A 12,487-nucleotide genomic window follows, 5' to 3' on the forward strand; every position below is an offset into this window, starting at 1 on the left:
GCTGAGCTAGGTGCTTTCCAAAACCGTTTCGACCACGCTATCAGCAACTTAGACAACATTAACGAGAACGTTAACGCATCTAAGAGCCGTATTAAAGATACCGACTTCGCGAAAGAAACGACTCAGATGACTAAGTCTCAGATCCTTTCTCAAGCTTCAAGCTCGATTCTTGCTCAAGCGAAGCAAGCACCGAACTCGGCACTTAGCCTACTAGGTTAATCGATTGAAAAGCCACGTTGACCAATAGTGTTGACGTTAGGCTTCCACAAATTAGCTCGTGGTGAGAGATGAGCGCTAAACAGACCCAGCTTCGGCTGGGTTTTTTATTGCCTGAAATTTGGAGAAGAGAGGGGAGTTGTGGTGTTGGTAGTTGATTGGAAAGCGAGATTCCCTATCACGTTCGTGCCTCACTGTAGGGAATGACGGGAGTTGGGTATTGGTGACTCTATAGCTAACTGTATAGAAGAGGTCGGTTTGAGTAACAATCACTCAGGCTTAAACCATAGTGTTTAATCGTCATCCCAGAATCGAACCGAGCGAGATGTCAGGGATCTCTGTTCGTGAGAGGCCCAAAGAAGAAGGGGATTTGTAGTTGTTAGGTATAAGGCTAAAGCGGCTGGTAATCTGGCATTAGAACTATATAGCAGGCACAAAAAACGCCACCCTTAGGTAGCGTTTTAATTAAAGCAGATAAGTAATCGAGATTACTTAGTTACTTTAAGAACTGGAGTTTCGCCAACAGTTACAGAACCAGAAAGCTTGTTCAGCTCTTTGATTTCGTCCATGTTAGAGATAACAACTGGAGTAAGCGTAGATTTCGCTTTCTCTTCTAGAAGCGCTAGGTCGAAAGTGATGATAGTGTCACCAGCTTTAACAGATTGACCTTCTTCAGCTACACGAGTGAAGCCTTCGCCTTTAAGTTCAACAGTATCGATACCGAAGTGAACGAAAAGCTCAACACCGTCGTCAGACTCGATAGAGAATGCGTGGTTAGTTTCGAAGATCTTACCGATAGTACCGTTAACTGGAGCTACCATTTTGTCGCCAGCTGGTTTGATCGCGATGCCGTCACCAACGATTTTTTCAGCGAAAACTACATCTGGCACATCTTCGATGTTTACGATTTCACCAGAAAGAGGTGCGATGATTTCGATTGCACCAGCATCAGCGCTGTCATCAGATACAAGCTTTTTCAGTTTGTCAAACAGACCCATTGTGTCATGCTCCTAACGTTTAGTTTTATTCTGTAGAATATACTATACCAATCTAACAAATTAGACGACTATTTTTAGCCGTCTAACGTTATTAAGCTATTGGCGATTACTGAGTTTTCTCAGCGATGAACTTTTCTACGCAAGCTTCAATTTCAGCAGCTGTTGGTAGAGATAGTGCTTCGTCAGCCATAGCTTTAACTTCAGCGAAGTTAGAGTTACGGATTACTTTCTTAACTTTAGGGATAGAGATACCGCTCATCGAGAACTCATCTAGACCCATACCAAGGAGAAGTAGCGTTGCACGCTCATCACCAGCAAGCTCACCACACATACCAGTCCACTTACCTTCAGCGTGTGATGCGTCGATCACTTGTTTGATTACTGTAAGAACAGCAGGAGATAGCGGGTTGTATAGGTGAGAAATCATTTCGTTACCACGGTCTACCGCAAGAGTGTATTGCGTTAGGTCGTTAGTACCGATAGAGAAGAAAGAAACTTCTTTCGCTAGGTGGTGTGCGATTGCAGCAGCTGCTGGAGTCTCAACCATTACGCCGATTTCGATTTCTTCATCGAAAGCTAGGCCTTCAGCGCGAAGTTCAACTTTGTACTCTTCGATTGCTTTTTTCAGTTCACGGATCTCTTCAACAGAAATGATCATTGGGAACATGATGCGTAGTTTACCGTGTGCAGATGCACGTAGGATACCACGTAGTTGGTCACGTAGGATTTCACGACGATCCAAGCTGATACGTACTGCACGCCAGCCTAGGAAAGGGTTCATCTCTTGTGGAAGGTCCATGTATGGTAGGTCTTTGTCGCCACCGATATCCATAGTACGGATAATCACTGACTCGCCTTCCATTGCTTCTGCTACTTCTTTGTAAGCAACGTATTGCTCTTCTTCAGTAGGAAGCGCGTCACGGTCCATAAATAGGAATTCAGTACGGTACAGACCAACGCCTTCACCGCCGTTACGCAGGATACCGTCACAGTCTTTTACTGTACCGATGTTGCCGCAAACTTCTACACGGTGACCGTCTAGAGTTTCAGCATGCAAATCTTTTAGTTTTGCTAGTTCAGCCGCTTCTGCTTCAAAATCTGCTTTGATTTTCTTAGCTTCTGCTAATTCAGCTTCAGAAGGGTTGATGATGATTTTGTTGTTCATCGCGTCTAGCACAAGCATGTCGCCGTTCTTAACTTGCTTAGTGATATCGTTAGTACCAACGATAGCTGGAAGCTCAAGAGAACGTGCCATGATTGAAGTATGAGATGTACGACCGCCGATGTCACAAGCGAAACCAAGAACGTAGTCTAGGTTGATTTGTGCAGTTTCAGATGGCGTTAGGTCGTAAGCTACTAGGATAACTTCTTCACTGATGTCTGATAGAGACACAATGTTGATGCCTAGAGCATTTTTAACGAAACGAGTACCGATATCGCGGATATCAGTTGCACGTTCTTTTAGGTACTCATCATCAAGAGATTCAAGCGCACAAGCTTGCTCTTCGATCACAGTGTGGATCGCGTTGTCTGCGTGCATTTTTTCTTTCTTGATGAGTGCTAAAATCTCTTCTTCTAGCTCTTCATCTTCAAGCAGCATGATGTGGCCTTCAAAGATTGCTTCTTTTTCTTCGCCAAAAGTTTCAAGTGCTTTTTGCTTAACAACTTCAAGCTGTTGAGAAGATTTGTTACGAGCGTCAAAGAAACGCTGTACTTCTGCTTCAACTTGGTCGTCAGAGATAGATTGAGTGTTTAGGACAATTTCATCTTCTTGAAGTAGTAGTGCTTTACCGAAAGCAATACCAGGAGATGCTAGGATGCCTGAAATCATAGCCTTACCTTAGTTGTTCAACTGTAAACGGGAGAGTGTGTGACTTTAAGTCGTCGACTAATGTCGCGCTTATTCCTATCTATTTCGAACAAAGCCACTTTGCTATGCAAAATGGCTTTGAAAGAAGGAGACCGTATTAGTGTAGTTGATCCATAAGAGCAACTAGGTGGTCTACTGCTTGCTGAGCTTGAGGACCTTCAGCTGAAATAGTAACGTTAGTACCTTTTACTAGGCCTAAAGTTTGTAGTTTGAACAGGCTTTTCGCGCTAGCGCTTTTGCCGTTAGAAGTCACTGTGATGTCAGCGTCGAAAGATTTTGCTTCTTTAACGAACTGTGCAGCTGGACGAGTGTGAAGACCGTTTTCTGCTGTGATTTCTACTTGCTTCTCGTACATTTTATATACCCCAATTAATTTATTTTTTGTAAGTTTGTAACCAGATTAGCTTAACTGCTTTAGCCCAAATGCGCTAGAGGCTAGTACGCCATGTTCGTGTTAGAACTTAGACTGGTTATAAATTTTTATCCAGCCATGGTCGTCTTTTGCTGAGTACTCATGACTTTCAGAATTTGTTTATTGCTTCTTTTATTTTGAAGCGAAAAATAAAACAGACCTGATATTACCAAAGGTGGGGCAGGGATCAACAAAAAAGCCCCTAAACGGGGCTTTTTTGGACGAAAAATTGATTTGACCACATATTATTGTTGGTTCTCTTTTTCCGTAAAGATGCCAGCAAATAGGGCTGTGCTTAGGTAACGCTCACCAGAGCTTGGTAGTACAGTAACGATAGTTTTTCCTGCAAATTCAGGTAGTTCGGCGATTCTGTTTGCTGCTACAACTGCCGCGCCAGATGAGATGCCTGCAAGAATACCTTCTTCTTTCATTAGGCGTTGAGCCATCTCAATCGCTTCTTCAGAAGTTACCGATTCAACACGGTCAATAATCTCTAAATCTAGGTTTCCAGGGATGAAACCTGCACCGATACCTTGAATTTTGTGTGGAGCTGGTTTGATTTCTTCACCTGCAAGTGCCTGTGCAATCACTGGAGACTCAGCCGGCTCAACCGCGACTGAAGTAATCGCTTTGCCTTTTTCACCTTTAATGTAACGACTCGTACCAGTGATAGTACCGCCCGTACCAACACCCGCTACAAACACGTCGATTTCGCCGTCTGTTGCTTCCCAAATTTCAGGACCAGTCGTCTGCTCGTGAATCTGTGGGTTAGCAGGGTTGTTGAACTGTTGAAGTAGTAGGTACTTGTCTGGGTCTGAAGCAACAATCTCTTCTGCTTTAGCAATCGCGCCGTTCATGCCTTTTGGTGCTTCAGTTAGCACAAGGTTTGCGCCAAGCGCTTTAAGCAGCTTACGACGTTCTAGGCTCATTGACTCAGGCATCGTTAGTGTTAGCTTGTAACCGCGCGCCGCAGCTACGAATGCAAGAGCAACACCAGTGTTACCACTAGTAGGTTCAACAAGCTCGATACCTGGCTTCAGAGTACCTGCTTTTTCTGCTTCCCAGATCATATTAGAACCGATACGGCACTTAACACTGAAGCTTGGGTTACGAGCTTCGATCTTAGCTAGGACGTTACCTTTGCTTACTTTGTTAAGGCGGACTAGAGGTGTGTTACCAATCGTTAGGGTGTTGTCTTCGTAGATCTTGCTCATGCGATATTCCTTCATTTAATGACAGAACTAAACGTAGTATATCAATCACTTTACCGTCTAGTGTCTTTCGATGTTTGTTCAGCTTGAATTTAGATTAAACAAGTTGAAAAAAAGGTAAAAGGATTAAAAAGTTATATCATATAGATATGTAGCAGAATTGACGCCTATCTTTATTGAAATCAGAACTTCAAAAAGATAGGCGAAACTAGGAAGTGTAGAAAGGGTTAGAGACGAGAACTATAGACGAGAACGTAGAGCTTGGTCTTTAAACTCAGCAACCCACATTGCTGTCGCGCCACAAACGGCAACGGGCATTACGATCAGGTTTAGAATTGGAATTGTGGTGAACACAGAAACAAGCGCGCCAAAGCTGTAGCTCTTGCCTTGTTTTTGTTTCAAATTGTTTCTCATGTCATCAAATTTGATTTTATGGTTATCGAACGGGTAGTCGGCGTATTGAATCGCTAACATCCATGCTGTGAAAATGAACCATAAAAACGGAGCAACGGTTTGCCCTAGTGCTGGAATTAACAAAAGTAGGAATAAACCGATCGCTTTTGGCAGAATGTAGACAAGCTTGCGCCATTCTCTCGCTAATATACGTGGGGTATCTTTGAGAACATCAAGTAAACCATCGTCATTAACTTTTTTACCGCTCAACAACTCTTCAACTTTTTCCGCGAGTAAACCGTTGAACGGTGCGGCAATGAAGTTAGCGAGCGTACTAAAGAAATATGAGAATGTGGCCAAGACGGTTAACACAAGTAATGGCCATAAAATGTATGACAACCACGACAAGAAACTTGGCAATGCACCAATCCAACCTTCAATCCAAGTGTTTAGGTTGGAGAAGATATAAAACAAGGCACCACCTACGAGTAACACGTTCGCGATAAGTGGCATTAATACAAACTTACGAATGCTCGGTGATAAAGCGATTTTTATTCCGAAAATAAAATAGCCAAAGCCGGAGCGGGGAACAGATTCAATAGTCATATTTAAATTAGGTCACATGTGAATTTGGTTAAATAGCAAACATGTCTAGTGTACTCGACCGAAATTAAGAAAAAAAGCGTGGTGAAAATCACACCATGTAAGGAACTAATTGTATTAAGTTGTTCTAAAACAGTGGCTACTTTTGATAGAGTAGTGAGATTAGCCAAATTAACCCAACTTAGTGACAGCGTGTTTATAGCTAGTTGACTAAGAAAGCTGAGAGCGAAAAATGCAGGAATTGCGATTTGTACTCATTATTGTTGGCGCATTAGCTATCGCCGCATTATTGTTCCATGGTCTATGGACGAGTAAAAAAGAAGGGAAAGCAAAGTTTGGAGATAAGCCGCTCGGTAAGCTTGATAACGACAGCTTAGATGAAGCCGAAACTATTCCAAATCGTTCATTCGCCCCAGAAGATGATTTTGAGATAATCCGAAAAGAACGTAAAGAGCCGGATTTTGCTGTTTCACCCTCTGAGACTGATCCGCTGATCGACTCAGACCCGCTAACAGCGCCACAAGCGAAAGAAGCTTACGAAGATGACATCGAATTGAATGATCTTCCTTCTTTCAGCGTAGAAGACCCAATTAAGGTTGAAAGTGAACCTGAAGTGATTGAGGAAGAGAAGGACGTTGAGCCTGAAGTTCCAAGCTTTGAGTTGACTGACGAGCAAAAAGAAAACCATGCCGGCTTTAAAGTGCAGTACGGTTCGTTTGAAGAGCCTTCTGAAACAGTTGATGAGCCAGTCGTTCCAAACGAAACGCTTACTCAAAGAGAGCCCGTTGTTGCGAAAGAAGTCGTGACTCCGCAAAGTGCGACTGTTGAAGAAGCAAAACCAGATGAAGAACTTGGTTTAGAAGTGATCGTTCTTAATGTTCACTGTGCTGGAGAGATCCCATTCGTTGGGACTGAACTTTTCCGCAGCATGGAGAACAACGGTTTAACTTATGGTGAGATGTCTATTTACCACTGCTTTGCACAATCTACAGATGCACCAAAGGTTATTTTCAGCGTTGCAAACATGATGCAGCCAGGAACGCTAGAACATGATGATCCTGCTGACTTCACGACTAAAGGTATTTCGTTCTTTATGACGTTGCCTTGTTATGGTCAAGCTGATCAAAACTTCAATGTGATGCTGAGTGCGGCGCAGAAAATTGCTGACGATATGGGCGGAAACGTGTTGGATGAGTCACGCAACTTAATGACACCAAACCGTTTATCTGACTACCGCAAGCAAATCAGAGACTTTATGACGGCATCGAATGCCTAGCCGTATTGTTTAGCCTTGTAAATAATCTATATTTATAGAAAAGGGCTCCTAAGGGAGCCCTTTTTGATATTTCAATCACGATAGAGAATGATATGAAAGAATCGATTCAAGTTACCTTAGAGCAGTTAAGAGAAACTCTGCATTATCACGCCGTTCGTTATTACGTAGAAGATAGCCCTGAGATCCCTGATGTCGAGTACGATCGATTAATGCAGCAATTGCTAAAGATCGAAGAAGAGAACCCGGAACTAGTGACGGTAGATTCTCCGAGCCAACGTGTTGGTGGTCAGCCTCTCGATGGTTTCACTCAAGTGACTCATGAGATCCCAATGCTTTCTCTGGACAATGCTTTCTCTGATGAAGATTTGGATGCGTTCAATAAGCGAATGTCTGATAGAGCGCCAACCGCTAACCTCAAGACTTTCTGTTGTGAACCTAAGCTTGATGGCCTTGCCGTTAGCCTACTCTATGTGAATGGTACTTTAGTTCAGGCTGCGACACGTGGTGACGGTGCGACGGGTGAAAACATCACTGAAAACGTGCGTACGATCAGCTCTATCCCACTTAAGTTACAAGGTGAAGGCTGGCCGCAGCGTATTGAAGTTCGTGGCGAAGTGTTTATGCCAAAAGCGGGTTTCGATAAGTTGAATGAGATGGCGTTGAAGAAAGGCGAGAAAGTATTTGTTAACCCACGTAATGCCGCCGCAGGTAGCCTGCGTCAGCTTGATTCTCGTATTACTGCGAAACGTCCGCTAGCTTTCTACGCATACAGTGTCGGTGTTGTACAAGGCGCTGAGCTATCAAATAGTCACTACCAACGCTTTTTACAGCTTAAAGGTTGGGGCTTACCTATGTGCCCCGAGACTAAGCAACTGAGCTCTCTCGAAGACGTGAAAGCCTATTACCAAGATATTATGACTCGTCGTGATGCTCTGGCTTACGAGATTGATGGCGTTGTTATCAAAGTCGACGATATCGCGGCTCAAGAAGTACTTGGCTTTGTTGCACGAGCGCCACGTTGGGCAATTGCTTATAAGTTCCCAGCTCAAGAAGAGATTACACTGCTCAATGACGTTGAATTTCAGGTGGGCCGTACTGGCGCTATTACGCCGGTTGCTAAACTTGAACCTATCTTCGTTGGTGGCGTGACGGTCAGCAATGCCACTTTACACAATGCCGATGAGATTGCGCGTTTAGGCGTGAAGGTAGGCGACAGCGTTATTATTCGCCGTGCAGGTGATGTTATTCCGCAAATTGTGGCTGTTGTACTAGATCGTCGCCCTGAAACGGCTAGAGACATTGTTTTCCCTGATGCTTGCCCTGTATGTAACTCTGCAGTAGAACGCGTTGAAGGCGAGGCTGTAGCGCGTTGTACAGGCGGTTTGGTGTGTCAGGCTCAACGTAAAGAAGCGCTTAAGCACTTTGTTTCTAGAAAGGCGCTAGACGTTGATGGACTGGGCGTGAAAGTTATTGAGCAGCTTGTGGACCGTGAAATGGTCGAAACACCTGCTGATTTATTTAAGCTAAGTGCTGGCGTGATTACTGTTCTTGACCGAATGGGTCCTAAATCGGCACAGAACGTCGTGAGTGCGTTGAATAAAGCTAAAGACACGACGTTAGCGCGTTTCCTCTATTCACTCGGTATTCGTGAAGTCGGTGAGGCGACAGCGATGAACTTAGCGCAACACTTTAAGACGCTGGAACTGGTTCAAGCTGCAACGCATGAACAATTAGTTGAAGTGTCAGATATTGGTGACATCGTTGCTAGCCATATCACCAGCTTCTTCTCACAAGAGAAAAACAGAGCGGTCGTTGAACAGCTTATCGAACTGGGTGTGAACTGGCCTGTGATTGAAGATGCGCCAGATGACCAAGAATTACCTCTAGAGGGCAAAGTGGTTGTGCTAACGGGTTCACTGTCTCAATTGGGACGAAGTGAAGCGAAAGCGGCACTCCAAGCGTTAGGTGCAAAAGTTACAGGCAGCGTGTCTAAGAAAACGGATATCTTATTCGCGGGTGAAGCCGCTGGTTCTAAACTGACTAAAGCACAAGATTTAGGTATCGAAATAAGAACAGAAGAAGATCTAATTGCACTTATTTCGTAAGTAAACCAAGGTAAAAAAAGCTCAAAAGCACTCCTTTAAAGGGAGTGCTTTTTTTGTGTCTGCTGCAAATTAGATGTCTTTTTAATTGTTGAGAATTTTGTTCCTATACGAACTCTAAAATCAGGACAGTGACGCTGCTCAACATTAATGAAATACCATTGTAGTTGTATCAAAAATGCGAGTCATATCTATTTTCACAAAGTGATAATTACCTCAAGTTGTTGAATTTATTGGTATTGATTTTGTTTTGGTGAGGATTTTTCTATTTATCGATCTGGATCACTAAGTACCTATTAAATTTGCACCAACTCATATTTTTTTAGATGAAAATTAAGTTCTCATTGATCTTTTTGAGGGCGAAGTTAGTCTTAATGCCATGGATGCACATGATGTGTATAACCAGAAAGGAAATAGAGAATTCAGAGTTTAGGGTTCTCAAACAAGAAAAGGTATTTCTCTCTACGGCGGCCAACTTTAGGCGGGGAATATTCAAACAGCTATATCCATTTTTAGGAGTTTTATTCCATGGAAAACAAAATTTTCAAACGTACTCTACTAGGTGCATCCGTTGCACTTTTATCGACAGGCGTAATGGCGAAAGAAGTTGGTATCAACTCTGATTTCAACGTTGACGTATACGGTGTTGCAGCTATCTCTCTAGTTAACTACAACACAACTGACAACAACGACTCTAGTACTGGTTACGCTGTAGAGAATGAATCTCGTATCGGCTTCCGTGCTCATAAAGAGATGTTTGATGACGTATTAATCACAATGCAGATTGAATCTGGCTACGTAGATAGCACAGACTGGGGTCATGGCGGCGTTTCAGGCGGTGTGCTTGGTTTCCGTGATACGTTCGTTGGTGCTTCTGGCTCTTGGGGTAACCTGCGTGTGGGTCGTGTTCTTACTCCACTATACGAAATCGTCGACTGGCCATTCTCTAACCCTGGTCTAGGTTCTGTATTCGATTGGGGCGGCATCAACGGTCACTACGATCGTCAATCTAACCAAGTTCGTTACGATTCAGCTAAATTTGGCGGTTTCTCTTTTGCAGCTTCTGTTGGTCGTGACGATAACGACAACGGTGGTGGTGCAGCAACTCGTGACGCAAACTTTGTTGGCGCAAGTGCTAAGTACAGCTTCGAGAAAGTAACATTAATGGGTGCGGTTGAATCTGGTACTCGTGTAGTTGCGGCAACTCAGGATGAATGGGCAATTGCTAACACAACAGGTATTAAAGATGCAGACGACAACGCTGTAAACGTAGGTGATACTTATCTTAAGACTAAAGGTGAGGCTGGGTACGATGATGACACATTCGCATACATCGTTGGTTTCGAAGCTAGCCTACCAGCAGGTTTCGGTTTTGCTGCAGCATATAAAGGCGAAGAGCTAGATAACGGTCTCCGTAAAGTAACTCAAGATTCTTACTCGGTTATTGGCCAATACTGGAATGGTCCAATCGGTTTCAAACTAGGCTACGCAGCTAACCTTGAGTCTGAAACAAACGGTAAGAAAGACGCTAACTCAGATAGCAACACTATCTCTGGTCAGCTAATGGCTGTTCACAACGGTTTCGTACCTTACCTACGTGTTGCGGGTCGTACTGTTGGTGACGCTGATACAGATATCGTAACTCGCGTTGGTCTTGAGTACGGTTTCTAAGCTAAAGTTATCAGCTTAAAAATAGTTAAATAAAATCAAAACGCTGGTAAATTATTTTGCCAGCGTTTTTCCATAGTGAACATAAGGAATTAGTCATAATGAATAAAGTTAGTGTAGTTGTATTATCATTATTTTTGGGAGCTTGTAGTTCACTCGATTCAAAAAGTAATTTTGCAGATTCAGTGGCGGATGTGCAGCCCAAAGGTGGTTACATTAAAGTAACCGGTCAATCTTACGTAGCAGAAAATAGAGCAAATGTAGGCGCAGACATTCTCAAGTCGTCGCTTTACTTTACATACAATAAAGAAGTAACACCAAATACTGCCCCAGAATCTTCAATTACTATGGACGTGAGTTACTTCCAAAGTTACAAAGAGTACGAAACGGTTAGTTTTTTTGGTAAAACGATAGAATTAGAAGATAGACAAGTACCAAGAGAAAGCTGCAGCGAGCACTGTACTAAGACTCAATATATTAAGTTTCCATTAAGTGACGCTGATATTCAGCAAGCAAGACAAAAGAATTTAGAATTTACGCTTGAAGGCCAAAACTCAGTCATGAGCACGACTTTTATCGTACCAAAGGCGTATATCGACACAATTTATAACGGTGCAAATAATCATACAGCTATCGCGGTTGCTCCAGTCGCGGCTGTTCCAGTAGCAGCAGTAGTTGCTGAAGAGCCAAAAGCATCACAAGCACAAGAGATGGTGAATTACTGGTATGGTGAAGCAACCAAAGAAGAGCAATCTGCAGTAACAGATTGGGCATTCAAGAACCGTAAGAACGCTAACCCAGCATTACTAGAAGGCTCAAAAGAGATCGAAATGGTTTCATACTGGTTCAATAAGCTAGACAGTGAAGAAAAATCTCAAACTATGATTTGGTTGTTAGAACAAGAGTAAGTTTCTAACGTTACACCCTAGCTATGTTTTTCAGCCGCAGTATTGTATAACAGCAGTACTGCGGTTTTTCATTTTAGGCTTACAGGTAAGATTGTGAATATTGGTGAAGTAGCGAAGCGTGTTGGTACAACAGCGAAATCCATTCGTTTTTACGAAAGTAAAGGCATGATGAGCCCACCGCACCGATCAGAAAATGGTTACAGGCAATATGGCGAGATTCATATCGAACAGTTAGAGTTCGTTTTGAGAGCTAAAATGGTTGGTTTCACTCTCGATGAGTGTAAGTCACTGGTTGAGTTGGCAATGAATCCCAACAGACAAAGCTACGAAGTAAAGAAGAAGGCTACTCAGAAGTTAGATGAAATAGAGTTGAAGCTTGCGGAGTTAAACAAGATGAAGGTGCAGCTACAATCTTGGGTACATGACTGCCCTGGAGATACTTCAACGGAATGTCCTATCTTGAATAATCTATCTGGCCGCAGTTAGGTTATTCCAGTTCTAAATAATCGTCAGGCAGCAATTTCATTACTAGCCTGACTTTAATCACCTATCACAGCACCTATCACAGCACCTTTCCGCCGTAATGTTTACAGATCAACAGTGGTACATGAGTGACTGCGTTACCATCTGAACACTTAACGATAGGCCCCATGTTTCCGTTACCAGGAGACTGACTGCTCGCTAGAGCGCTTCCAAATGACAAGCTGAAAATAGCCGTTAGAATTATTAAAAAATGTCTCATACAAACTCCATTAGGTTTATCTCTAATTGAGATAATTGAAAGTATGGACAAGGAAAAGAAAATTTCAAAAATTGGACGGACTTAACAT

At 43.0% G+C, this 12,487-nt stretch carries 12 protein-coding genes; 6 read left to right on the forward strand and 6 right to left on the reverse strand.

The features are described from left to right. Positions 1-219: flagellin (locus tag F0229_RS17660; RefSeq protein ID WP_253659224.1), on the forward strand; the 219-nt coding region annotated here is incomplete at its 5' end. Positions 220-704: 485 nt separating this feature from the next. Here F0229_RS17660 and crr read toward each other — a convergent pair. The 5 genes from crr to cysZ all read right to left on the reverse strand — a co-directional run bounded on the left by crr (position 705) and on the right by cysZ (position 5,706). Beyond that, positions 705-1,214, reverse strand: a complete 510-nt coding sequence (gene crr, locus F0229_RS17665; RefSeq protein ID WP_004737851.1) for a PTS glucose transporter subunit IIA — start codon at positions 1,212-1,214, stop codon at positions 705-707. A 106-nt stretch (positions 1,215-1,320) separates the two neighbouring features. Further along, on the reverse strand, positions 1,321-3,045 hold the full coding sequence (gene ptsI, locus F0229_RS17670; protein ID WP_017063391.1) for a phosphoenolpyruvate-protein phosphotransferase PtsI: 1,725 nt from the start codon (positions 3,043-3,045) through the stop codon (positions 1,321-1,323). Positions 3,046-3,181: 136 nt separating this feature from the next. Beyond that, the gene (locus F0229_RS17675) at positions 3,182-3,439 is read right to left on the reverse strand and encodes an HPr family phosphocarrier protein (protein ID WP_004734263.1); all 258 of its coding nucleotides are present in this window, start codon (positions 3,437-3,439) and stop codon (positions 3,182-3,184) included. A gap of 302 nt (positions 3,440-3,741) precedes the next feature. Then, a complete protein-coding gene (gene cysK / locus F0229_RS17680; RefSeq protein ID WP_017061934.1) occupies positions 3,742-4,710 on the reverse strand; it encodes a cysteine synthase A in 969 nt (322 codons plus the stop codon). Positions 4,711-4,947: 237 nt separating this feature from the next. Beyond that, positions 4,948-5,706 (reverse strand): sulfate transporter CysZ, encoded by a 759-nt coding sequence (cysZ, locus tag F0229_RS17685; RefSeq protein ID WP_029235129.1) that lies wholly within the window; start codon positions 5,704-5,706, stop codon positions 4,948-4,950. Positions 5,707-5,935: 229 nt separating this feature from the next. Between cysZ and zipA the strand changes: the two genes are divergently transcribed. From zipA to cueR, 5 genes are all read left to right on the forward strand, one after another. Beyond that, positions 5,936-6,979, forward strand: coding sequence for a cell division protein ZipA (gene zipA, locus F0229_RS17690; protein ID WP_065583817.1), 1,044 nt, complete (start codon positions 5,936-5,938; stop codon positions 6,977-6,979). Positions 6,980-7,071: 92 nt separating this feature from the next. Continuing rightward, positions 7,072-9,084 carry an NAD-dependent DNA ligase LigA gene (gene ligA, locus F0229_RS17695; RefSeq protein ID WP_171733372.1) on the forward strand — a complete coding sequence of 671 codons (2,013 nt, stop codon included), beginning with the start codon at positions 7,072-7,074 and terminating at the stop codon, positions 9,082-9,084. 525 nt (positions 9,085-9,609) lie between these two features. After that, on the forward strand, positions 9,610-10,752 hold the full coding sequence (locus tag F0229_RS17700) for a porin (protein ID WP_171733373.1): 1,143 nt from the start codon (positions 9,610-9,612) through the stop codon (positions 10,750-10,752). Positions 10,753-10,850: 98 nt separating this feature from the next. Beyond that, complete coding sequence (locus F0229_RS17705) at positions 10,851-11,657, forward strand: DUF2057 family protein (RefSeq protein WP_017068999.1); 807 nt, start codon at positions 10,851-10,853, stop codon at positions 11,655-11,657. Between the two features lie 93 nt (positions 11,658-11,750). Further along, positions 11,751-12,143, forward strand: coding sequence for a Cu(I)-responsive transcriptional regulator (gene cueR / locus F0229_RS17710; protein ID WP_017061928.1), 393 nt, complete (start codon positions 11,751-11,753; stop codon positions 12,141-12,143). A 76-nt stretch (positions 12,144-12,219) separates the two neighbouring features. On the opposite strand, the gene F0229_RS17715 is transcribed toward cueR, so the two are convergent. Beyond that, positions 12,220-12,399: a hypothetical protein gene (locus F0229_RS17715; protein ID WP_017061927.1), complete on the reverse strand. Its 180-nt coding sequence runs from the start codon at positions 12,397-12,399 to the stop codon at positions 12,220-12,222. Positions 12,400-12,487 lie beyond the last annotated feature (88 nt).

The sequence above is a fragment of the Vibrio sp. AIC-3 genome (assembly GCF_013114515.1).
Classification (GTDB): Bacteria; Pseudomonadota; Gammaproteobacteria; order Enterobacterales; family Vibrionaceae; genus Vibrio; species Vibrio crassostreae_C.

Bases quoted from the DNA above. Each gene is read 5' to 3' on its own strand.
- ligA (WP_171733372.1), top strand. From the start codon at position 7,072: ATGAAAGAATCGATTCAAGTTACCTTAGAGCAGTTAAGAGAAACTCTG.
- cysZ (WP_029235129.1), bottom strand. From the start codon at position 5,706: ATGACTATTGAATCTGTTCCCCGCTCCGGCTTTGGCTATTTTATTTTC.
- F0229_RS17700 (WP_171733373.1), top strand. From the start codon at position 9,610: ATGGAAAACAAAATTTTCAAACGTACTCTACTAGGTGCATCCGTTGCA.
- ptsI (WP_017063391.1), bottom strand. From the start codon at position 3,045: ATGATTTCAGGCATCCTAGCATCTCCTGGTATTGCTTTCGGTAAAGCA.
- zipA (WP_065583817.1), top strand. From the start codon at position 5,936: ATGCAGGAATTGCGATTTGTACTCATTATTGTTGGCGCATTAGCTATC.
- crr (WP_004737851.1), bottom strand. From the start codon at position 1,214: ATGGGTCTGTTTGACAAACTGAAAAAGCTTGTATCTGATGACAGCGCT.
- F0229_RS17705 (WP_017068999.1), top strand. From the start codon at position 10,851: ATGAATAAAGTTAGTGTAGTTGTATTATCATTATTTTTGGGAGCTTGT.
- F0229_RS17715 (WP_017061927.1), bottom strand. From the start codon at position 12,399: ATGAGACATTTTTTAATAATTCTAACGGCTATTTTCAGCTTGTCATTT.
- F0229_RS17675 (WP_004734263.1), bottom strand. From the start codon at position 3,439: ATGTACGAGAAGCAAGTAGAAATCACAGCAGAAAACGGTCTTCACACT.
- cysK (WP_017061934.1), bottom strand. From the start codon at position 4,710: ATGAGCAAGATCTACGAAGACAACACCCTAACGATTGGTAACACACCT.